Consider the following 22,814-nt stretch of genomic DNA (forward strand, 5'->3'; position numbering starts at 1 on the left):
CTGTCCGCGATCGCCAAAGGGAGGTTTGACATGACTACCAAGGCAGCAGAGGGTACGGCTCCGCTCGCAACCCGGCCGAGAAGGCGACGCATGCCGCCGGAACTCAGCATCTTCCTCGTGTTGGTTGGCATTGCGCTCATCTATGAAATCCTTGGCTGGATCTTCATCGGCCAGAGCTTCCTTCTGAACTCGCAGCGCCTGACGATCATGATCCTGCAGGTTTCCGTCATCGGCATTATCGCCGTCGGCGTCACCCAGGTCATTATCACCGGCGGCATCGATCTTTCGTCGGGCTCGGTCGTCGGCATGACAGCGATGATCGCAACGAGCTTCGCCCAGTCCTCTACCTGGGGACGAGCCGTCTTCCCCTCGCTGACCGACCTGCCTGCTCTCGTGCCGATCATGATCGGCCTGCTGATCGGGGCGGCGGCCGGTCTCGTAAACGGTGCGCTCATTGCCTACACAAAGATACCGCCGTTCATCGCAACGCTCGGCATGTTCGTTTCAGCCAGAGGTGTGGCGAAGTGGTATACGAAGGGACAGCCGGTTTCGGGCATCACCGAGCAGTTCCATTTCATCGGAACCAAGGCATGGCCGGTCGTCGTTTTCCTCGTCGTCGCGCTGATCTTTCACATTGCGCTGCGCTACACCCGCTACGGAAAGTTCACCTATGCCATCGGCGCGAACCCGCAGGCAGCGCGCGTTTCCGGCATCAATATCGAAGCGCATCTCGTCAAGGTCTATGTGATTGCGGGACTGCTTGCCGGTCTTGCCGGTATCGTCACGGCAGCGCGCGCTGAAACCGCGCAAGCGAGCATGGGGGTCGGGTATGAACTCGACGCGATTGCCGCGACCGTCATCGGCGGCACCTCGCTCACAGGTGGCGTCGGCCGCATCACCGGCACCGTCATCGGCACCATCATCCTCGGCGTCATGACATCAGGCTTCACGTTCCTCAGGATCGACGCCTATTACCAGGAAATCGTCAAGGGCGTCATCATCATCGCGGCCGTCGTCATCGACGTCTACAGGCAGAAGAAACGAACCAAGCACTGAACCGAAAAAGGGGGGCTTCGGCCCCCTTCATTGTTTCATGGAGAATGGCTGCGATCACAACGAGGGATCCAGGGCTTCCGATGTCTTCAGATGTTGCGTGAGTTTCTGGCGATCACCCAAAATCATCTCGGAAGGAATATCGGCCGGGTAGAAGAGAGCGATTTCCAGTCCCTCCGCGATAGCGTCATCCGTTGGTCCCGGCAGCTCTTCCTCACGCATCCGTGCTTCGAAGACGGTGAGCAGAAAATCGAAGGTTTCGCCTTGTGGTGAAATAAACTTTTTTCGTTCGAGTTCGATCAGATCTACCAGGTCCAAAGACACGCCGATCTCTTCTATTATCTCCCGGCGAAATGCAGCGGAGAAATCCTCGCCCTCTTCGACCGTTCCGCCCGGCAGAGACCAGCCTGCATGCATGCCGCTTCTCTTGGCCAGGACGATTTGGCCTCTGGCATTATGGATGATGCCGATCGCTCCGCCCAACGCCCGGCGGGAAAAGTGCTTGTGTTTCTGTGTCTCAAAATCGGCTTCCGGCAAGGGCTGATCGGCTGTCGTCAGCCTGGCATCCGGGTATTGTCGAATAAGCGCCTGGAAAATTTCCTCACTCATGGGGTTCTCTCAGATCATTGGCAGAAAAAGACATTCCGCGGCGATCGAGCCTGTGGACCGCGGCATCCAAGGTATTTGCGACATTACCTTTTTGCATCGCAAAATTGCACGGTTTCCACATTGCGCATTTGTAAAAAAATAGGTGGCGCTTTCTGCCAGCTTTTCTATTCTTGCCGCTTCGATCCGCCCGTTCGGGCAGTGCAGGAAAGCAGATGCAACTCGTATTCGACGGTCATAACGACGTTCTCCTTCGACTCTGGTCCCATGCGAAAGACGGAAATGATCCGGTTGCGGAATTTGCTGATGGTACGACCGCGGGCCATATAGATGCCCCGCGGTCAAAGGCCGGCGGTCTGGCGGGCGGCCTTTGTGCTATCTACATTCCCTCAGGCGATCTGGTTTTTGCCGATCCGGATGGGAACGGCCATTACGCGACGCCGCTTGCTGCCCCCCTTGATCCACTGCCGTCGCTCACAATTGCTACGGAAATGGCGGCGATTGCGCTCCGGCTCGACCGTGCCGGCGCCTGGCGGCTCTGCCGCACGGTGAAAGATATCCGTAAGGCGATGGCATCAGGCATTTTCGCTGCTGTCATGCATATCGAAGGCTGTGAGGCGATCAGCGCCGATCTTGCTGCGCTTGATGTCTTTTATGCCGCCGGGCTGCGTTCGCTCGGCCCGGTGTGGAGCCGGCACAATATCTTCGGTCATGGTGTGCCGTTTGCCTTCCCGAGCTCGCCGGATACGGCGCCGGGTCTGACGGAAGCCGGTTTCGCGCTGGTGCGCGAGTGCAACCGCCTCGGAATCATGATCGACCTTGCCCATATCACCGAGAAGGGCTTCTGGGATGTGGCGAAGACGAGCGATCAGCCGCTCGTAGCCAGCCATTCCAACGTCCATGCACTGACGCCGGTCGCGCGCAACCTCACCGACAGGCAACTCGATGCGATCCGTGAGCGTCGCGGGCTCGTTGGCGTGAACTACGCCACCGCGATGCTTCGTCCGGACGGCCGCTCCGATGTAGACACGCCGCTTTCCGACATGATCCGCCACATCGACTATCTCGTGAACCGCGTCGGGATCGACTGCGTGGCGCTCGGCTCGGACTTTGACGGCGCTACCATTCCGGAAGAAATCGGTGATGCCTCCGGCAACCAGAGGCTGATTGCCGCTCTCCGGCAAGCTGGCTATGGTGAGGAGGACTTGACCAAAATGGCCAGCGAAAACTGGCTTCGCATTCTGGCTTCGGCGTGGAGGGAAGAGGACGCCTGAAACCAAATAATACTTAGTAATCAATCAAAACAGGGGAACAAACCATGATGATTACCAAACTCAACCGCAGCTTCCGTCTTCTTTCCGCAGGGGCTGCGCTTTCGCTCCTGATGGTAGCAGCGCCTGCGGCCTTTGCAGAGACGCCGAAGGACACGCTCGTCGAAGGTTTTGCCATCGACGACATCATCACGATGGATCCGGGCGAGGCTTTCGAGCTTTCGACTGCGGAAGTCACCAGCAACACCTACAGCCTGCTCGTTCGTCTCGACATGAACGACACGTCAAAGATCAAGGGCGATCTCGCCGATAGCTGGACCGTTTCCGATGACGGCCTGACCTATACGTTCAAGCTGAAACCGGGTCTGAAGTTTGCCTCCGGCAATCCGATCACCGCCGAAGACGTTGCCTGGTCCTTCGAGCGTGCCGTGAAGCTCGATAAGAGCCCTGCCTTCATTCTCACCCAGTTCGGGCTGACCGGCGACAACGTCACCGAAAAGGCAAAGGCCGTCGATCCGACCACCTTCACCTTCACCGTCGACAAGCCCTATGCGCCGAGCTTCGTGCTGAACTGCCTGACGGCAACGGTGGCTTCCGTCGTCGACAAGAAGCTGGTTCTCGATCATGTGAAGCCGGTCACCGTCGATGCCGACCACAAGTACGACAACGACTTCGGCAACGAGTGGCTGAAGACGAATTATGCCGGCTCCGGCGCTTACAAGCTGCGTGAGTGGCGCGCCAACGAAGTCGTCGTCATGGAGCGCAACGACAATTATTACGGCGAGAAGGCGAAGCTCAATCGCGTCATCTACCGCTACATGAAGGAAAGCTCGGCTCAGCGCCTGGCGCTTGAGGCCGGTGATATCGATATCGCCCGCAACCTGGAGCCCGGCGACCTTGACGCCGTGACCAAAAATGCGGATCTCGCGACCACCAATGCGCCGAAGAGCACGGTCTATTATGTCAGCCTCAACAGCAAGAACGAGAACCTGAAGAAGCCTGAGGTCCAGGAAGCCTTCAAGTATCTGGTCGACTACGATGCGATCGGCGCGACCCTCATCAAGGGTATCGGCGAGATCCATCAGACCTTCCTGCCGACCGGCCAGCTCGGTGCGCTGAACGAGAACCCCTATAAGCTCGATGTTGCCAAGGCGAAGGAACTGCTCGCCAAGGCAGGCCTGCCGGATGGCTTCTCGGTCACCATGGATGTGCGCAACACGCAGCCGGTCACCGGCATTGCCGAATCCATGCAGCAGACGCTCGCCCAGGCCGGCGTGAAGATGGAAATCATCCCCGGTGACGGCAAGCAGACGCTGACCAAGTACCGCGCTCGCACGCACGACATATATATCGGCCAGTGGGGCTCGGACTATTTCGACCCGAACTCCAACGCCGATACTTTCACCTCCAACCCGGACAATTCGGATGCCGGCACGGTGAAGACGCTCGCATGGCGCAATACCTGGGAAGCGCCCGAGCTCGACAAGGAAACGAAGGCTGCTCTGCTCGAACGTGACGCCGCCAAACGTGCAGCCATGTATGAGGATGTCCAGAAAAAGTTCCTGGCCAACAGCCCCTTCGTCGTCATCTTCCAGCAGATCGAAGTGGCCGGCTATCGCAAGAGCCTCAAGGACTTCAAGCTGGGTCCCAGCTTCGACACGAACTATGTAGGCCCGATCGCGAAGTGATGAGCCGGCTAGGCTGATCCAGTGAGCATCGTCGAAACAAGACAGGAGGCGCGGCCCCGCAAGGGCCGTGCACTCTCCTTTGCGAAGGCGCTGGGGCGTTTCCTCTTCGCCGCCGCCACCACCTATCTCGGCCTTCTGGCCGTCACCTTTTTCATCGGCCGCGTTGTGCCGATCGATCCCGTGCTCGCCATACTCGGCGACCGCGCGCCGACCCATGTCGTGGAGCGTGTTCGCCGCGAGATGGGGTTTGACCTGCCGCTCTACGAGCAGTTCTACTTCTATCTGAAGGGCATCCTTTCCGGTGATTTCGGCAATTCCGTCCTGACCACCAATCCGGTCATGGTCGATATTCGCCGCGTCTTCCCGGCCACGCTGGAACTTGCGACCGTCGGCACCATCATCGGCTCCTTCATCGGCGTGCCGCTCGGCGTACTCGCTGCCGTGCGCCGCGGCAGCATTGCCGATCAGGTCGTGCGCGTCATCGGCCTCGTCGGCTATTCGGTGCCGATCTTCTGGCTGGCGCTGATCTCGCTCGTCATCTTCTATGCGCAGCTGCGCTGGGTGGCTTTCCCTGGCCGCATCGACATTGTCTATGAATACAGTTTTACGCCGGTTACCGGCTTCTATCTCCTCGATAGTGCCTGGCAGGGGCAGTGGGATGTTTTCTATGACGTCTTCCGCCACATCATCCTGCCGGCCTCGCTGCTCGGCTATTTCTCGCTCGCCTATATTAGCCGCATGACCCGCAGCTTCATGCTGAACGAGCTGTCGCAGGAATATGTGGTGGCAGCCCGCGCCAAGGGCCTATCGGAAAAGCGGGTGATCTGGGGTCATGCGCTGAGAAATGCGGCGGTGCCGCTCGTGACCGTCATAGCGCTTTCCTATGCAGGCCTGCTTGAAGGCTCGGTGCTGACGGAGACAGTCTTCTCCTGGCCCGGCATCGGCCTCTACATCACCAACTCGCTGCAAAACGCCGACATGAACGCCGTACTTGGCGGCACGATCGTCATCGGCACGGTCTTTGTCGGCATCAACCTTATTTCCGATCTTCTCTATCGGATACTCGACCCGAGGACGCGAAACCGATGACGGTTCCGACCACGCCTTCCACGCCCTTGAGCCGCCGTGACTGGTTGCTGTCCGATCGGCCGCGGTCGCGCACGCAGGCTCGGCTCGGCCGCGCCTACGTTACCTGGCGGCAGTTTACGGCAAACCGGCTTGCCGTCGTCGGCCTGCTGATCATCGTGGCGCTGCTGCTGATTGCTGCCTTTGCCAATCTGATCGCCACCCACAATCCCGTTGTCGGCGATCTCATGAATGCCCGCCTGCTGCCGCCCGGCAGCGCCGGCTATCTGCTCGGCACCGACGATCAGGGCCGCGATATCTTCTCACGCCTCGTTTACGGCTCGCGGCTGACACTGCTCGTGGTCGTGCTGGTCGCCATTATCTCCGCGCCGGTCGGCCTCATCGTCGGCACTGTGTCGGGCTATGCCGGCGGCTGGGTGGATGCGACGCTGATGCGCATCACCGATATCTTCCTTGCCTTCCCGAAGCTCGTCCTGGCGCTTGCCTTCGTCGCAGCCCTCGGGCCCGGCATCCAGAACGCCATCATCGCCATCGCCATCACCTCCTGGCCGCCTTATGCGCGCATCGCCCGCGCCGAGACACTGACGGTCCGGCGGTCCGACTATATCTCGGCGGTCAAGCTGATGGGCGCCTCGCCGCTGCGCATCATCGTCCGGCACGTCATGCCGCTCTGTATTTCCTCGCTTATCGTGCGTGTGACGCTCGACATGGCGGGCATCATCCTGACGGCCGCCGGCCTCGGCTTCCTCGGCCTCGGCGCACAGCCGCCACTGCCGGAATGGGGCGCAATGATTGCCTCCGGGCGCCGCTTCATCCTCGACCAGTGGTGGGTGGCGGCCATGCCCGGCATTGCCATCCTCGTCGTCAGCCTCGGCTTCAACCTGTTGGGTGACGGCCTGCGCGATGCCCTCGATCCGAAGGAGGCCGGCCAATGAGTTCGCTTTTGACCGTCGAAAACCTGCGTGTCAGCTATCCGACCCGCACTGGTGTTATCGAGGCCGTACGCGGCGTGTCGTTCACGCTCGGTAAGGAGCGTCTCGGTATCGTCGGCGAATCCGGCTCCGGCAAATCGCAGACCGGCCGCGCCATCATGGGGCTGACACCGACGCACGGTGTCGTCACCGCCGACGCGCTGGATTTCAGCGGCCTCGATCTCCTCAAGGCTTCGGCTGCCGAACGGCGCAAGCTGCGCGGCAAACGTATCGCCATGATCCTGCAGGATCCGAAATATTCGCTCGATCCAGTCATGACCATCGGCAAGCAGATCTGCGAAACATTGCGCACTCATGAGAAGGTCGGCAAAGGCGAGGCGCGGGACCGTGCGCTCGACATGCTGGAAGCGGTGCAGATCCGCGATCCCAACCGCGTCTTCGATCTCTATCCTCATGAGGTTTCGGGTGGAATGGGCCAACGCGCGATGATCGCCATGATGCTGATCGCCGGGCCGGAGCTGCTGATCGCAGACGAGCCCACTTCGGCCCTCGACGTAACAGTCCAGCTCGATGTCTTGAGGATCATGGACCGGCTGGTGTCCGACCGCGGCATGGGGTTGATCTTCGTCTCCCACGATCTGAGGCTCGTCTCCTCTTTCTGCGACCGTGTTATCGTCATGTATGCCGGTCGTATTGTCGAGGAGATTGCCGCATCCGAGCTTCGCAACGCGAAGCATCCCTATACGCAAGGCCTGCTGAATTGCATGCCGCAGATCGGTGAAGACAGGCATCCGCTGCCGGTTCTCGACCGCAAGCCGGAGTGGGCTCTATGAGTACGGCGCTGTCTGCAGACCACCTTGGTGTCGTCTACGACCATTTCCATGCGTTGAAAGATGTGAGCGTTGCCATCGAAAGCGGCGAATCCTTCGGCCTCGTCGGTGAGTCCGGCTCGGGCAAGTCGACGCTGCTGCGCGCGGTCGCCGGACTTGCGCCTGTCAGCGAGGGAACGATCCGCATTCACGGCGAGCCGCTGAAAGGCTCGAAACGCAGCAAAGGCTTCTATCGAAGCGTCCAGATGGTGTTCCAAGACCCCTACGGCTCGCTGCATCCTCGCCAGACCGTCGACCGGCTGCTGCTGGAGCCGCTCGCCATCCATGGCATCCGTGACAGCGAGAAGCGCATCGCCCGGGCGCTCGACGAAGTCGGGCTCGGCAATGGTTTTCGCTTCCGCTACCCGCACCAGCTTTCCGGAGGCCAGCGGCAGCGTGTGGCGATCGCCCGCGCATTGATTGTCGAGCCATCCATCCTGCTGCTCGATGAGCCGACATCGGCGCTCGACGCCTCCGTACAGGCGGAGGTTCTCAATCTGCTGGAGCAGATCCGGCGGGACCGGAAACTGACATTCGTCATGGTCAGCCACGATCTCGGGGTCATCACCCATATGTGCAAGAGGCTTGCCGTGATGCGCGGCGGCGCTGTTGTTGAACGGCTGACATCGGCCGAACTTGCCGCCGGGAGCGTTCACGAGGAGTACACGCGAAATTTGATGATCGCGAGCAAGGGTTTCGTGAAGGCTTGAAAGCCAATGTTTTCAAGCCCTTGAAAAATCTCGCATGCTGCTGGCGTTAAGGATAATGCTTCCCTAAAACACGACCATTCGACTAGACTATTGACAGCTGCCTTAGTTCTGTCATGATCCCGTTAACGACCGTTAGCTTTCGTGATCGATGGAGGTTGAGGCATGTTCTTTCTCGGTGGGATGACCATGGGTTACCTCGATCCTCCTGTTAAGGTCGAGCGGAGGGAAACCGCCTCCGTGACTATCCCGGCGGAAAAGGATCGCCGGTTGATCGAAACATCCCCCAATGCACCCCAGAGCGACAGCGCCGTGGAGCGTTCCTGGATCTGGGCATGGCGCACACTCTGCTGAGTTGACGCCTGGGTGGATTTTCTCTTCCGTCTGCTCTGGACGGAATTTTATCTCTACCTACCTTATAGAGAATGTAAGAATATAAATGCGAGCCGGCAATTCGGCCGCAAAACAAACAGGCGGAGGCGACACATGGCAAATCTGGGTATTTCGCATACTCATGTGAACCAGTACGGATCCGTGCCGGCAAAGAAGCCGGTCACCACGCGGCACAGAATCCAGACCGCGATCCATGCAACATTTTTCACGGCGGCTTTCCTTTTTGTCGTCGCTATGGTTTGCGGCGTCGTCGGCTGACACCGGCGCGTTCGAGGCGCTGACTGATGGCGCCTATTTGATCGAATATTTTCCTATCCGGAACAATTGGGATGCGCTGGCATTCTCCTGACACTTCGGTGTTGTTTAGGGAGAGTGGCCGTGAAAGGCATCCTGCTGTGGCTGATCGGTATCCCGATCCCATCGTCATCCTTCTTTACCTGTTCCACACAGTCTAGCCCATTCCGGAAAGTAGGCCTGAGGCGCTGATAGTGCCGGGAACGTCGTGCAGGCGCATGGATATCGTCCATGCGCCTTTTTCACGCCGGCGGAAGGGAAGCGGAGAAACAGGTTCTCTGACTTGAATTATCGCAAGAATGTCCAACTTTCCCGGGTGGCTTCGCAGAGAGGGCATAAGTCGGCATGACCACTCGCAAAGTTATGTCCGAAGCTGGTCGGTTCGTTGCTCCAAAGCGCTCCGACCGTCCGTTTATCTTGCTTTTCCCGACTTCGAAGATGACCGGCGCGTTCATGCGAGAGTCATCAAAAGCAATGCAGAACCTAGCCGAATTATAACGTCGTTTGGATCCAGAACCGAACCCATGGCCATTTCAAGTCCGTCTCCGAGCCTGTCGTACGAGCCTGAGAACACGCAGATCGACCACAGTGATTCGATCCGCTCGACTTATCTGTCCAACGAGGACATCAGGGCCATGGGCGAAAGCGTCGCCTGCGGTACCGTGAGCGAGTTGCCGGCCTTTACAGCGTTCGATTTCTTTGCGCGCCACAAGGAAAACGAGAGGGAAATCCTGCGCGTCTACCGCACGACTGCGACCGATGCCGAGGCCGGGGAGGCGATCACGCCGGCCGCCGAATGGCTGCTGGACAATCACTACATCGTCGAGGAAGCAATTCAGGAAGTCCGCCGCGACTTCCCGCGCCGGTTCTATCAAGAACTGCCGCTCATGAAAGTCGGCAGCGTCGAAATCCCGCGCACGCTCGTATTGGCCTGGCTCTATGTCGCCCATACTCACGGCACCATCTCACAGGAAAGCCTGACAGCGCTGGTCGACGGCTTTCAGCAGCACGAAACCCTCAAGATCGGTGAGCTCTGGGCGCTGCCGTCGCTGGTGCGTTACGTGCTGGTCGAAAACCTCCGTCGTATTTCGAGCCGCGTCGAGCGMAGCCGCMGCCTGCGCCGTCGCGCCAATGAGGCCGCCAACGAATTGGTGCGTCTCGCCGACACCGCAAAGGCTGCCGCCTATCTGAAGACGCTGGAAGAGCTTGCCGAGGACAACACTTTCTCGACCCAATTCCTCTATCGCATGCGTGATGGTTCGCAGACGTCGAGTCTGGCGATCTCGTGGCTCGACGAACGCTTGGAAAAGCTTGGGCGTGACAGCGAGGAAGCGATGATGGCGGAGCATAGCCGCCTCTCCGCAGGCAATGTCACGATGGGCAACATCATCCGCAGTCTGCGCGAGATCAACGATGCGGAGTGGTCGGTCTGGGTCGAGCAGGTCAGCCACGTCGACAGGTTGCTCTGGGATCAGTCCGACTACGGTGATCTCGACTCCGGTTCGCGCAACAGCTATCGTCGGCAGATCGAAAGGCTTGCCAGGCGCTCGCCGCTGAGCGAGGTGCAAATTGCTCAGCTTGCTGTCGATATGGTGTCCGAGGCCAGGCTTTCCGATGAGCCGCGGCCGCACAAGCCTGATATTGGCGGCTTCATTGCGGGCGCTCAACGCCTAAAATTCGAAGCGCGCGCAGACTACCGCCCGACGCTGGCGCAGCACGTCATTCGCGCGGTGCGCAAATTCAATTGGATGGCGATCGCCATTCCGGTCGCGCTGATCACGATCATCGCCATGGGGATCGTCGGTGGGTTCATGGCCAATGCCGGTATGGGGTCGGTTGAAATCGCCCTGCTGCTCATCCTGTTCGCGTTGCCGGCCTCGGAAGGTGCGAGCGGGCTTTTCAACACTGTTCTCTCTTTCTTCGTCACGCCGGCGCGGCTTGTCGGTTATGAGTTCAAGCAAGGCATTCCGGAGGATGYGCGCACGCTCCTCGTCGTGCCGTGCCTGATTTCTGATCGCGATAGCGTCGACGAGATGGTCCGCAATCTCGAGGTCCATTATCTCGCCAATCCACGCGGCGAGATCTATTTTGCGTTGCTGAGCGACTGGCCGGATAGCGAGGTTGAGGAAACCTCCGCCGATCTCGAAGTGCTGGAATATGCACGCCGGGAGGTCGCTAATCTCTCAGCCCGCTATGCCCATGACGGCAAGACGCGCTTCTATCTGCTGCATCGCCGCCGCCTCTACAATCCATCTGAAGGCGTATGGATGGGCTGGGAGCGCAAGCGCGGCAAGCTGCACGAGTTGAACCTGCTGCTGCGCGGCGACCGCGATACGACCTATCTGCCGGGCGCCAACACCGTGCCGGCCGATATAGAATATGTCATGACGCTCGATGCCGATACGCGCCTGATGCGCGATACCGTCACCAAACTCGTCGGCAAGCTCCACCACCCGATCAACCGCCCGGTCATTAACCCGGAAAGCGGGCGTGTCGAAAGCGGCTACGGCATTCTGCAGCCGCGCGTCACACCGTCGCTGACGACAGGCAAGGATGCGTCGGTCTTTCAACGCGTCTTTTCGATCAATCGCGGTCTCGATCCCTATGTTTTCACGGTTTCGGATGTCTATCAGGATCTTGCGGGCGAAGGGACATTTACCGGCAAGGGCCTCTATCATGTCGATGCCTTCGAGGCTTCACTGAAGGGGCGTATCGAGGAGAATTCGGTGCTCAGCCATGATCTTCTCGAAGGTTCGATGGCACGTTGCGCACTCGTCACCGATCTCGAACTCGTCGAGGACTTTCCGGTACGCTACGAGGTTGAAACCTCGCGCCAGCATCGCTGGGTGCGCGGCGATTGGCAGCTTCTGCCCTATATGTTCAGTCCGAAACACGGCGTCACCGCGCTCGGGCGCTGGAAGATGTTCGACAATCTGCGCCGGTCGCTGACACCGATCACCTGGTTCCTCGCTTCCGTGCTCGGCTGGTATCTGATGGAGCCATTTGGGGCGCTGATCTGGCAGATCCTGTTGATTTTCTGCCTGTTCGTGGCGCCGACCCTTTCGCTCATCAATGGCATCATCCCGCGCAGCAGCGATATTGTCGCCAGCGCCCATCTTTATACTGTCTGGTCGGATATTGCGGCTGCCGATGCCCAGGTGGCGCTGCGCATCATCTTCATTGCCGACACCGTCTGCATGATGGTGGATGCGATCGGCAGATCGCTCTATCGTCTCTTCGTCAGCCGCAAGCTGCTCTTGCAGTGGCGCACAGCGGCCAGCGTCGGGGCCGGCAGTCAGGGCACCATCCTCTCCTACTATAGAGCGATGTGGCATGCTCCTGTTCTGGCGATTCTGTCGGTCGCTTTCGCCGCATTGTCGGGAAGTGACTCATTCCTCGTCGGCATTCCTTTTGCGTTCCTTTGGATCTGTTCGCCCGTCGTCGCTTGGTATGTGAGCCAGTCGGCCGAGACGGAAGACCGGCTCGACGTGCCGGATGTGGTCTCCAGCGAGCTGCGCAAGATTGCTCGCCGCACCTGGCGCTACTTCGAAACCTTCACGACGGCGGAGCAGAACTATTTGCCGCCTGACAACGTGCAGGAAACGCCCCACGTCATCGTGGCGACTCGCACTTCGCCCACAAATATTGGTGTCTATCTCCTGTCCGTCATTTCCGGCCGCCATTTCGGCTGGTTCTCCTTCGAGGAGACGATCGAGCGCCTGGAGCAGACGATCGCCACGGTCGACCGCATGGAAAAGTTCCGCGGCCATCTCTTCAACTGGTATCACACCGATACGCTGCAGACGCTTGGACCTCGCTACGTTTCGGCGGTCGACAGCGGCAATCTCGCCGGTCACCTGATTGCCATTTCCTCGGCCTGCCGCGACTGGGCGGAAGCACCCTCGGCACATGTCCAGGGCAATCTCGACGGCGTCGGTGACACGGCCGGCATTCTCGATGAAGTGCTGGCCGACCTGCCTGACGACCGCAAGACCGTTCGGCCGCTGCGCCGCCGTCTGGAAGAGCGTATTGCCGGCTTCCAGAATGCGCTTGCCGCCGTCAAGCGCGAGCACGAATTTGCCTCGATCCGTGTCATCAACCTTGCCGTTCTGGCGCGCGACATCCAGAACCTTGCCGGCAACCTGCATCACGAGGTGAAGTCGAAGCAGACGGAAGAGGTCACGTTGTGGGCGGCCTCGCTGGTCAAGGTCTGCGAGGCACACATCTCCGATAGTACCTTCGACCTTTCCAATATCGATGCGTTGCGCCCCCGCCTGGTCGCGCTCCGCGACAAGGCCCGCGATCTCGCCTTTTCAATGGATTTCGGCTTCCTATTCCGTCCGGAACGTCGCCTGCTGTCGATCGGGTATCGCGTGGAAAGCGGCGAGCTCGATGCGGCCTGCTACGACCTTCTGGCCTCGGAATGCCGTCTTACCTCGCTCTTTGGTATCGCCAAGGGCGATTTGCCGACGGAGCATTGGTACAAGCTTGGCCGCCAGGTCGTGCCAGTCGGCTCGCGTGGCGCGCTGGTCTCCTGGTCCGGCTCGATGTTCGAATATTTGATGCCGCCGCTCGTCATGCAGGAGCGCGGCGGAGGTATCCTCAACCAGACCAACAATCTCGTCATTGTCGAACAGATGAACCATGCCCGTAAGCTCGGTACGCCCTGGGGCATCTCGGAAGCGGCCTTCAATGCCCGCGACCATAACCTCAACTATCAGTACACGAACTTCGGCGTGCCGACGCTCGGCCTGAAGCGCGGTCTCGGCCACAATGCTGTCATCGCGCCCTATGCCTCGCTGCTCGCCAGCCAATATGACCCGGAAGCATCGCTCGAAAACCTGCAGAGGCTTCGCAAGCTCGGCGCCCTCGGCAAATTCGGCTTTCACGACGCCGTCGACTTCACGCCGACACGCGTTCCTGAAGGCAGGAAATGTGCAGTCGTCTACAATTACTATGCCCACCACCATGGCATGTCGATCGCCGCTGTCGCCAACGTTGCCTTCAACGGCCATCTGCGTGAACTCTTCCACTCCGATCCGGTCATCGAAGCGGCCGAACTGCTGCTGCAGGAAAAAGCGCCACGCGACATCCCGGTCATGAGCGGCAAGGATGAATCTGATACGCCCGCCAGCATCCAGGACGAGTTGATGCGGCCCGTCATCCGTAAAATCGCCGATCCGGCATCGCGCGAACGAGAGCTCGTCTTCCTGTCGAACGGCCATTATTCCCTGATGCTGACGGCAACGGGCGCGGGTTATGCTCGCTGGAACGGTCTATCCGTCTCCCGCTGGAAGGCAGATCCGACCGAGGACCGCTGGGGCAATTTCATCTTCCTGCGCGATACGGTGACCAATGAATGGTGGTCAGCAACATCAGAACCGAAGCGCGTGGAGGGCGAAACAGTCCGAGTGGAATTTGCTGACGAGAAGGCCGTGTTCAGCAAGGTTCTTGGCGAGCTTACGAGCGAGGTCGAATGTATCGTTGCCACCGAGCATGATGCGGAAGCCCGCCGCCTGACACTGTTCAACATAGGTGCGGAAGATCGCTTCATTGAAGTGACGTCCTATCTCGAACCGGTCATCACATCCGACGACATGGACAACGCGCATCCGGCTTTCGCCCGCATGTTCGTCAAAACGGAGATCGATACGCGCGGCGACGTCATCCGTGCCGAGCGCAACAAGCGCGATCCGAACGAAGCGAATATGAGTATCGCGCATCTGATTGTCGACAACGCCGGGGATACGCGACATACGGAATTCGAAACCGAGCGGAGGACGTTCATTGGTCGTGGCCGCAGCCTTTCGAATGCCGCTGCTTTCGATCCGGGTGCCAGCCTTTCCGGCACAGACGGTTTCACGCTGGATCCTATCCTGTCGTTGCGCCGGACGGTGCGCGTGCCGGCCGGCAAGAAGGTCAGCGTGATCTTCTGGACGATTGCAGCGCCTGATCGTGCCGAGGTGGATAAGGCCGTCGATCGCTATCGCCATCCTGATGCCTTCAACCACGAACTCATCCAGGCCTGGACGCGCACGCAGGTGCAGATGCGCCATGTCGGTGTCAGTTCGCAGCAGGCGGCAGCGTTCCAGTATCTCGGCCGCTATCTTGTCTATCCCGACATGCAGCTTCGCGGCGACTATGGCGCCGTCCGGGCCGGCATGCAGTCGCAGTCGGCACTTTGGCCGCTGGCGATTTCGGGCGATTTCCCGATCTTCATGCTGCGTATCGATGACGAGATGGATCTCGAAATCGCCCGCGAAGCGTTGCTGGCGCAGGAATATCTGCGTTCACGCGGCGTGACCGCCGATCTCGTCATCATGAACGAACGGGCCTCCTCCTACGCACAGGATATGCAGCACGCGCTCGACGCCATGTGCGAGGGCGTGCGCCGCATGGGCCAGGCCGATGGTCTGCGCCAGCACATCTTCGCAGTCCGTAAGGATCTGATGGAAGAGGGCACCTATCAGGCGCTGATCGCCGCCTCGCGCGTGACGTTGCATGCGAAGAACGGCAAGGTGATTGGTCAGATCAACCGGGCCCGCATGCTGTTTAGCCCCGTCAAGGAAGAGCCGGAGGACACGGAAAAAACCGAGCGTGCTGGAATGCCGGGCAAGCGCATACCGCCTCTGCCTGCCCCGGCTATCAAGACCGTTGCGATCGAGGAGGAAGGCGATCTCGACTTCTGGAATGGCATCGGTGGCTTTGCCCGCGACGGCAGTGAATATGTGGTGCGCCTGCCGGGCGGACAGGCGACGCCGCAGCCTTGGATCAATGTCATCTCGAATGACCGGTTCGGCTTCCATGTGTCAGCCGAAGGTGCCGGTTTCACCTGGAGCGTCAATTCGCGTGATTACCAGCTCACCTCCTGGTCGAACGATGCGGTCATCAACCGTTCCGGCGAAGCCCTCTACATAGCGGACCTCGAAAGTGGCGCGGTCATGACGCCGTTTGCAGGGCTTTCCCGTCGCAACGATATTCGTTTCGAAGCGCGCCACGGTCTCGGCTATTCCACCTTCTCCAGCACGCAGCATAAGATCGCGCTGGAAGTGACGCAGACCGTGCATCGCGAGAAGCCGGTGAAGCTGCAGCGCCTGCGCCTGCGCAACGCCGGTTCGGCAAGCCGCAAGCTCAGACTCTACGCCTATGTCGAATGGGTCCTTGGGAATAATCCGCAGAAGACTGCCTCTTTCATCCTGTCGAAACGTGACGAGGAGACAGGGGCACTGTTTGCGACGAACCCCTATAGCATCGACTATTCGGATCGCACCGCCTTCTTCGCCGCAAGCGAGACGGTTTCGAGTTTCTCGGCAAGCCGTTGCGAGTTCATCGGCAAGAGCGGGACGATTGAGGCGCCTGTCGCCGTGACTGCCGCCGCTGCTCTTTCCGGCTCCACGGACCTTGAAGGCGATCCAGCGGCGATCCTTGCGATCGATATCGAACTCGGCGCCAACGAAGAGCGCGACGTCACTTTGTTCCTGGGTGATGCGTCCACCCAAGAGGAGGCGCGCACCCTGCTTGCCGATATCAGAAAGGCCTCATTCGATGAGGCGGTGCAGGCGAACCTAGGTTTTTGGCAGGAATTCACCGGCAAGCTGCAGATCTCGACGCCGGATAAGGGCATGAACAACCTCGTCAATACCTGGCTGCCCTATCAGAGCCTCGGCTGCCGCATCATGGCCCGGACGGCCTTCTACCAGGCGAGTGGTGCCTTCGGCTTCCGCGACCAGTTGCAGGATACGCTCGCCTTCGTGTTGCAGGAGCCCGCGCTTGCGCGAGGCCAGATCATCAATGCGGCCTCGCGCCAGTTCCGCGAAGGCGACGTACAGCACTGGTGGCTGCCGGGGACGGGAGCCGGCGTACGTACCATGATCTCCGACGATGTCGTGTGGCTCGCCTATGCGATCGATCATTATTGCAGTGTCAGCGGTGACAAGAGCGTGCTCGATGAGCAGCTTGCCTTCCTCGAAGGTCCGGCCCTGCTGGAAGGCCAGCATGACTCCTTCTTCAAGCCGGAAATATCCGAGGATACGGTAAGCATCTATGAACATGCAGCCCTGGCGCTCGATCTCGCCATTGCTCGCAAGGGAACGAACGGCCTGCCGCTCTTTCTCGGCGGCGACTGGAATGACGGGATGAATCGCGTCGGCATCGACGGCGGGGGCACGAGTGTCTGGCTCGGCTGGTTCCTTGCCGGCACATTGCGCTCTTTCATACCGTATGCCGAAGACCGGGGCGACAAGGCCCGTGCGAAGCACTGGAAGGCGCATCTCATCGAACTCAAGAAGGCGCTCGAAAGCGTTGCCTGGGACGGTGATTATTACCGCCGCGGCACTTTCGACGACGGCACGCGGCTTGGCTCGAAGGAGAGCCTGGAATGCCAGATCGATTCGATTGCACAGTCCTGGAGCGTGCTCTCAGGTGAAGGTGATCCGAAGCGGGCCGTCAAGGCGATGGATGCGGTGCTCGACCAGCTGGTTGACGAAGATGCACGGATCATCCGTCTCTTCACACCGCCTTTTGAAAGGTCGCTGAAGGATCCAGGCTATATCAAGGCCTATCCGCCCGGCGTTCGCGAGAATGGTGGCCAGTACACACATGCCTCGACCTGGGTGGTCATGGCGCTGGCGAAATTGAAGCGGGGTGACGATGCCCTGCGCTGCTTCCAGATCCTCAATCCGATCGCCCATTCGCTGGACAAGGCGGCGGCCGAACGGTATCGCGTCGAGCCCTATGTCGTGGCGGCCGATGTCTATGGACATGCCCCCTATGTCGGGCGCGGTGGCTGGACCTGGTACACCGGCTCGGCCGGCTGGCTCTACCGCGCGGCGGTGGAAGGTATCCTCGGTATCCGGCTAAAGGGTGGACAACTTTTTGTGAACCCGTCGCTCCCTTCCAATTGGGACGGGTTTGCGGCAGAGATCGAACGCGACGGAAGCAAATACCGCATTTCGGTCTCAAAAGCGTCCAATGCTGAAGGCTACACTCTGTCGATAAACGGCAGCGAAGTCGCCAATCCCCACGAGGGATATCCGGTCGGATAACAGCAATCTCCAAGCTGATTTTCCGGCGATTCGCGCGGCCAGAGGGGGAACCCTTTTGGCCGGCGTAGCGTTTGCAAAACGGATAACAGGAGAGACACCATGGCAGGTATGCCGACCAAAGCCATTGGCGCCCAACGAACTTCCATATCAGTGGCGGCGTCCAAGCGTGATACGAGGCTCGATGTGATTCGTGGTCTCGCGCTCATCACGATCTTCATCAATCACGTTCCGGGGCAAATCTTCGAATATATCACGACCAAGAATTTCGGCTTTTCCGATGCCGCCGAAGCCTTCGTGCTGATCTCGGGCATTGCAGTCGGTCTTGCCTATGGCTCGCGCTTCAAGGCGGGTAAGCGGCTGGAAATGGCGATCAAGGCGGCAAAGCGCGCCTTCACGCTTTATCTTGCCCATATGATCACCACTTTCGTGACGCTTGTGCTGTTCATCTGCGGCGCCTGGTTGTTCCACCGGCCGGGGCTATTGGTCGAGATCAATATTCTGGCGGTGCTGATGAACCTGAAGGAGGGCATTCCGGCCCTGCTCCTGCTCGGCCACCAGATCGGCTACAACAATATCCTGCCGATGTATGGCGCACTGATGCTGATGGTGCCGCTGATCCTGCTGCTGAACGAGAAGAGCGCGCTGCTGGCGCTTGCCGTTTCCGGCACTGTCTGGCTGCTTGCGGGCATTTACCAGATCGCGCCGCAGAACATGCTTTTCGAGGGAGACTGGTTCCTCAATCCCTTCTCCTGGCAGTTCCTGTTCACGATCGGCATCGTCTCGATGATGCATGTCAAGCGCGGCGGCACGCTTCCTCGCCATCCGCTGCTTTTCGCGGTGGCACTCGGCTATGTCGTGCTCTCCTTCATCTGGGTGACGGCGCGTCTCTGGGATTTCGGAAACTATCTTGCAGCACTTGGCCTGCCCGCCGTGCTGACCGGCTTCGACAAGACCTTCCTGTCGCTGCCGCGCCTTCTGCATGTGCTGGCGCTCGCCTATCTGGTGATCAATATTCCGGCGGTATCACAAGCTTTCCGCCGCCCGGCCGATCACCCGCTGACGATCCTCGGCCGGCACTCGCTCAATATCTTTGTCGCCGGTACCATCCTGGCGATGGTTGGGCAGGTGCTGCTCTACATTACCAACCGCGACCAGATCATCGGTCCGATCTTCGTGCTTGTCGGCATCGCCGCCCAGTTCGCCTATGCCTATCATCTCGAATACAAGCGCGAACAGGAAAAGACCCGGCCTCTTGCCGGCGGCGCCATTCCGGTGCCCGTCCGCGTCGGCCGTGGAGTGGACGCCTATAGCCAGGGCAAGCGCAAATAGGCAGGCTTTCTTAAGGAAATACGGAGCCGGCGGTCGAAGAGGCCGCCGGCTTTTTCTTTTCGCCGAGCGTTGGATGGCTACGCCTTGACGCTGTTGTTCCAGGTGGAATGCGCAGCTGCAAGCGGGAGGATAAACCTCCGGGATCACTATGAGATTTTGATTTTTTAGCCGTTCGTCACGAATGGAACGGCTACGCGCTCCGCTCCATTTTGGCTTCCTGAGGCAATGCCAATGATAGGGAGCACGAAGATGTACTTCGAACTCAAGGACGCCACAGCCGATATCCTCGCCAGGAGCCGTCGGCATAACGAACTCTGCGATCTTCCGCTTGACCTGATCTCCTCCGAACGCGAGGCCTATGATATTCAGGCGATTGCGCAGGATGCGCTGGGTTTCGAGCGCAAGGGCTATGCGCTTGTCGGCACGAGCGAGGAATCGCGCCGCATCCTCGGTCTCGCAAGGCCGATCTATTCCGAAATTCCCGGTTCTGCACTTCTTGCCGGCACGAAGGAATTCCGGCTGCCGGCAGGCACCATCGGTGTCCAGTGTGAGCTGGTTTTCACGATGCTGCGATCCTATCCGGATATCGGAGAGCCGATCAACCTCGACAGTGCTGCTGAAGCCGTGCTCGATTGCCGCCCGGCCGTCGGCATTCTCGGCCGGCGCACGCGGCGGGTCTTTACGGGAGATTACGCAGCGATCGCCGACTTCGGCCTGCATGTCGCAACCCTCTGCGGTGATCATACCGGGGCGCTGACATCAGCCGATCTTGCCGGTATCGATATTACGACCTTCCAGTTCAAGCAGACGGTCTTTTCGGGGACATCCGCATCGGTCATGGGCAATCCGCTCAATGCCGTCGTCTGGCTGGCAAGCCGGCTTTCGGCGAACGGCAGGCAGCTTCAGGCCAACGATATCGTTGCGACGGGATCGTGCACGACCATTCTTCAGGTTTGGCCCAGCCAGCATCTGGCGGCTGATTTCGGACCGCTTGGACAGGTCGAATGCATCTTTGCGTGACACGCATTTCAAACTGAAAGGACAGGTTATGAGGCCGCAGCGAAAGCCATTCATTGTCGAGATCAAGAAGACGAAACAGTTCTGCCGCAAGCCGGTTCCGGCCGAGGCCAATCGCCCAGACGCCGCAATGAAGACACGGACAAAGACGGCTGTCGGCCTGGCCATCCGGAGCGAGGCGCGCGCCTGATGGCTAGTCGCAACGYTCCTCACGAATATTTCCTGCTTGATGCCGCGAAGGCAGACGGCCCTGTGGTCGGTCATCTTCGCGGCAAACCGATTTCTGCCGTGGTCATCGACCGGAACGGTGGCTGCTATCGGTTTGTCGGCGTTGCCGCCAGAGATGGCCGAGGCCGGCTTGATGTCATGTCGCTCAAACAGGGCGAATGGATCCTTGCACCTGACCTGGTCTATGCAGAAGCGGCTTAGCGGCTCTACGGATCAATCCTTGCCGATGATGATAACAAGCGGGTCTGCCCACAGCGATTCACAGGGAATCCCACGCAACAAAAAGGCCGGAAGAGCGATGCCCTTCCGGCCTTTTGTCGTGTCCTTGCGAAGCCGATCAGGCAGCTTCGGTCGTATGGGCCTTGCGGACTTCGTCGTCCGTCAGGATGCCGCTGGCGCGGAGCAGAGCGGCGAAGCGGCCGTTCGAGTGGCTGAGCTCATCGAAGCTGCCGTGCTCGACGATGCGGCCGTTATCCAGGAACAGCACCATATCCGCCTCGCGGACCGTCGAGAGACGGTGGGCGATGATGAAGGTCGTGCGGTTCTGGCGCAGGTTGTCGATCGCTGCCTTGACGCGGGCTTCCGTCTCGACGTCGAGAGCGGAAGTCGCCTCGTCCAGCACCAGGATCGGCGCATCCTTGAGAATGGCGCGGGCGATCGCGATACGTTGGCGTTCACCGCCGGAGAGCTTGTTGCCGCGCTCGCCGACATGGGTGTCATACTGCTCGTCGCGGTTCTCGATGAAGTCGGCAGCGGCAGCCGCTTCGGCGGCGCGGCGCATATCCTCTTCCGAAGCGTTCTCGCGGCCGAGGCGGATATTGTCGCTGATCGAGCGGTTCAACAGGCCCGCGTCCTGGAAGACGGTGGCGATATAGCGGCGCAGCGATTTGCGCGTGACCTTGCTGATATCATGGCCGTCGACGAGGATCTGACCGCCCTGCGGGTCGTAGACGCGCTGGAGCAGGTTGACGAGCGTCGTCTTGCCGGCGCCGGTCGGGCCGACGATCGCAACCGTCTGGCCGGCCTTAACCTTGAAGGAGACGTTGTGCAGGCCCTGCGAGCTGTTGGCGAAGCCGAAGGAGACGTCGTTGAACTCGACATCGCCCTTGACGTCCTTGATCTCGCCGTTGCCAGCCGGCTCTTCGCGTTCGCGGACGGAATCTTCCAGATTGTAGAAGTCTTCCAGCTTCGAACGGGCTTCGAAGATCTGCGTGGCGAACTGACGCATCAGGTCCAGGCGGGCAATCAGCAGGTTGGCGAAGCCGATGAAGGCGATGACGTCGCCGACGCGCAGTTCGCCATTCTGGACGAGCACGGTGCCGATGACGAGTACGATCATCATGGCGATCGTCGAGGCCATGCGGTTCAGCGCGCTGGCAAGTGCCCACCAGTCGAGTACCGGATACTGCGCCTGTAGCAGGCGATCGGCGAAGGACTTCAGCGCACGCGTCTCGGCATCGATGCGGTTATAGCTATGGAGAACCGAGACGTTGCTGATGGAATCGCTGACATGGCCGAAGACGGTATGATAGTGGTTTTCGACCGAAGCCTGGCCGTCCTTGGTGCGGCTCATGACCACGCGGCCGATGATCCAATAGGCGATACCGAGTACGATCAGGACTGCGGAGAGACGCAGATCCATGGACATCGCAGTCGGGATAAGCAGACCAAGCGCAATGACCGTCGAAAGATGGTTGCGCATGAACTCCAGCCACAGGCCGAACAGGGTTTCGCAAGCGCGCAGCAGCGTGTGCAGCGCGTTGGATGTGCCCCGCTGGTGGTGCCAGGAAAGCGGCATGGAGATGATACGGCCGAATGCCTCGGTCAGAAGCGTCGCGCGGCGGCCATGGGCCAGCCTGTCGGCTTCGCGTGCCACGAGGACAAACGCTATGGTGTTGAAGACGGCAAACGCCGCCCACATCATGAGGATCGGCTTGACCTCGCCCTTGCCGGAAATCGCATCGATGATGCGGCCGAACAGGATCGGCTCGGCGATGGTGATCGCCGCCAATACGATGTTCGCGATAACGACGAGGGATACGCGGAGCTTGTAGGCGCCGAGATAGCGCAGAGCCCTTGCATAGACCTTGAATAACGACACGTCGGAACCTCTTTTTGCATCTGCGAAAAACGGGATGATACGATGCTACAAAAACCTACCTGAACCGACGATTAACGGGATATTCAGGTTTGGAATCCGGCTTCGAAATTCGCGCGTTCGGTGCGATCGCTCAGTGCGATAAGTGACCATAGTTTCGAAATTGTTGCTTAGGCATAGATCGCGACAATTTGCGCTT

The 22,814-nt window shown here is 59.8% G+C and carries 15 protein-coding genes; 13 read left to right on the forward strand and 2 right to left on the reverse strand.

The window, feature by feature from the left end; genetic code table 11:
• The first annotated feature begins 30 nt into the window (after positions 1 to 30).
• Positions 31 to 1,056: an ABC transporter permease gene (locus AC1DM5_RS11640; RefSeq protein ID WP_477819935.1), complete on the forward strand. Its 1,026-nt coding sequence runs from the start codon at positions 31 to 33 to the stop codon at positions 1,054 to 1,056.
• 54 nt (positions 1,057 to 1,110) lie between these two features.
• Here the strand turns inward: AC1DM5_RS11640 and AC1DM5_RS11645 are convergent, their stop codons facing one another.
• Positions 1,111 to 1,662 carry an NUDIX hydrolase gene (locus tag AC1DM5_RS11645; RefSeq protein ID WP_477819936.1) on the reverse strand — a complete coding sequence of 184 codons (552 nt, stop codon included), beginning with the start codon at positions 1,660 to 1,662 and terminating at the stop codon, positions 1,111 to 1,113.
• A gap of 212 nt (positions 1,663 to 1,874) precedes the next feature.
• Between AC1DM5_RS11645 and AC1DM5_RS11650 the strand changes: the two genes are divergently transcribed.
• From AC1DM5_RS11650 to AC1DM5_RS11705, 12 genes are all read left to right on the forward strand, one after another.
• The gene (locus AC1DM5_RS11650; RefSeq protein WP_477819937.1) at positions 1,875 to 2,933 is read left to right on the forward strand and encodes a dipeptidase; all 1,059 of its coding nucleotides are present in this window, start codon (positions 1,875 to 1,877) and stop codon (positions 2,931 to 2,933) included.
• A 44-nt stretch (positions 2,934 to 2,977) separates the two neighbouring features.
• Positions 2,978 to 4,618 carry an ABC transporter substrate-binding protein gene (locus AC1DM5_RS11655; protein WP_477819938.1) on the forward strand — a complete coding sequence of 547 codons (1,641 nt, stop codon included), beginning with the start codon at positions 2,978 to 2,980 and terminating at the stop codon, positions 4,616 to 4,618.
• A gap of 21 nt (positions 4,619 to 4,639) precedes the next feature.
• On the forward strand, positions 4,640 to 5,707 hold the full coding sequence (locus tag AC1DM5_RS11660; RefSeq protein WP_477819939.1) for an ABC transporter permease: 1,068 nt from the start codon (positions 4,640 to 4,642) through the stop codon (positions 5,705 to 5,707).
• Positions 5,704 to 6,639, forward strand: coding sequence for an ABC transporter permease (locus AC1DM5_RS11665; RefSeq protein WP_477819940.1), 936 nt, complete (start codon positions 5,704 to 5,706; stop codon positions 6,637 to 6,639). The genes AC1DM5_RS11660 and AC1DM5_RS11665 overlap by 4 nt, the downstream gene beginning before the upstream one ends.
• Positions 6,636 to 7,469, forward strand: a complete 834-nt coding sequence (locus AC1DM5_RS11670) for an ABC transporter ATP-binding protein (RefSeq protein WP_477819941.1) — start codon at positions 6,636 to 6,638, stop codon at positions 7,467 to 7,469. Before AC1DM5_RS11665 ends, AC1DM5_RS11670 begins: the two co-directional genes overlap by 4 nt.
• Entirely contained in the window at positions 7,466 to 8,215 is a 750-nt protein-coding gene (locus tag AC1DM5_RS11675) for an ABC transporter ATP-binding protein (protein ID WP_477975011.1), read from the forward strand. The genes AC1DM5_RS11670 and AC1DM5_RS11675 overlap by 4 nt, the downstream gene beginning before the upstream one ends.
• Before the next feature lie 162 nt (positions 8,216 to 8,377).
• Positions 8,378 to 8,566, forward strand: a complete 189-nt coding sequence (locus tag AC1DM5_RS11680; protein WP_113319858.1) for a hypothetical protein — start codon at positions 8,378 to 8,380, stop codon at positions 8,564 to 8,566.
• Positions 8,567 to 9,423: 857 nt separating this feature from the next.
• Complete coding sequence (locus AC1DM5_RS11685) at positions 9,424 to 17,943, forward strand: glycoside hydrolase family 94 protein (protein ID WP_477975013.1); 8,520 nt, start codon at positions 9,424 to 9,426, stop codon at positions 17,941 to 17,943.
• A 99-nt stretch (positions 17,944 to 18,042) separates the two neighbouring features.
• A complete protein-coding gene (locus AC1DM5_RS11690; RefSeq protein ID WP_477975015.1) occupies positions 18,043 to 19,272 on the forward strand; it encodes an OpgC family protein in 1,230 nt (409 codons plus the stop codon).
• 249 nt (positions 19,273 to 19,521) lie between these two features.
• Positions 19,522 to 20,292, forward strand: a complete 771-nt coding sequence (locus AC1DM5_RS11695; protein ID WP_477821483.1) for a 2-keto-4-pentenoate hydratase — start codon at positions 19,522 to 19,524, stop codon at positions 20,290 to 20,292.
• A gap of 28 nt (positions 20,293 to 20,320) precedes the next feature.
• The gene (locus tag AC1DM5_RS11700) at positions 20,321 to 20,479 is read left to right on the forward strand and encodes a hypothetical protein (protein WP_477821484.1); all 159 of its coding nucleotides are present in this window, start codon (positions 20,321 to 20,323) and stop codon (positions 20,477 to 20,479) included.
• Positions 20,479 to 20,718, forward strand: coding sequence for a hypothetical protein (locus tag AC1DM5_RS11705; protein WP_477975017.1), 240 nt, complete (start codon positions 20,479 to 20,481; stop codon positions 20,716 to 20,718). The genes AC1DM5_RS11700 and AC1DM5_RS11705 overlap by 1 nt, the downstream gene beginning before the upstream one ends.
• A gap of 136 nt (positions 20,719 to 20,854) precedes the next feature.
• Here the strand turns inward: AC1DM5_RS11705 and AC1DM5_RS11710 are convergent, their stop codons facing one another.
• Positions 20,855 to 22,618 (reverse strand): glucan ABC transporter ATP-binding protein/ permease, encoded by a 1,764-nt coding sequence (locus AC1DM5_RS11710; protein WP_477975019.1) that lies wholly within the window; start codon positions 22,616 to 22,618, stop codon positions 20,855 to 20,857.
• Positions 22,619 to 22,814: the final 196 nt, after the last annotated feature.

It is taken from the genome of Rhizobium sp. 01T437 (assembly GCF_056398505.1).

Bases quoted from the DNA above. Each gene is read 5' to 3' on its own strand.
- AC1DM5_RS11640 (WP_477819935.1), top strand. From the start codon at position 31: ATGACTACCAAGGCAGCAGAGGGTACGGCTCCGCTCGCAACCCGGCCG.
- AC1DM5_RS11645 (WP_477819936.1), bottom strand. From the start codon at position 1,662: ATGAGTGAGGAAATTTTCCAGGCGCTTATTCGACAATACCCGGATGCC.
- AC1DM5_RS11700 (WP_477821484.1), top strand. From the start codon at position 20,321: ATGAGGCCGCAGCGAAAGCCATTCATTGTCGAGATCAAGAAGACGAAA.
- AC1DM5_RS11680 (WP_113319858.1), top strand. From the start codon at position 8,378: ATGTTCTTTCTCGGTGGGATGACCATGGGTTACCTCGATCCTCCTGTT.
- AC1DM5_RS11650 (WP_477819937.1), top strand. From the start codon at position 1,875: ATGCAACTCGTATTCGACGGTCATAACGACGTTCTCCTTCGACTCTGG.
- AC1DM5_RS11655 (WP_477819938.1), top strand. From the start codon at position 2,978: ATGATGATTACCAAACTCAACCGCAGCTTCCGTCTTCTTTCCGCAGGG.
- AC1DM5_RS11670 (WP_477819941.1), top strand. From the start codon at position 6,636: ATGAGTTCGCTTTTGACCGTCGAAAACCTGCGTGTCAGCTATCCGACC.
- AC1DM5_RS11695 (WP_477821483.1), top strand. From the start codon at position 19,522: ATGTACTTCGAACTCAAGGACGCCACAGCCGATATCCTCGCCAGGAGC.
- AC1DM5_RS11690 (WP_477975015.1), top strand. From the start codon at position 18,043: ATGGCAGGTATGCCGACCAAAGCCATTGGCGCCCAACGAACTTCCATA.
- AC1DM5_RS11675 (WP_477975011.1), top strand. From the start codon at position 7,466: ATGAGTACGGCGCTGTCTGCAGACCACCTTGGTGTCGTCTACGACCAT.
- AC1DM5_RS11665 (WP_477819940.1), top strand. From the start codon at position 5,704: ATGACGGTTCCGACCACGCCTTCCACGCCCTTGAGCCGCCGTGACTGG.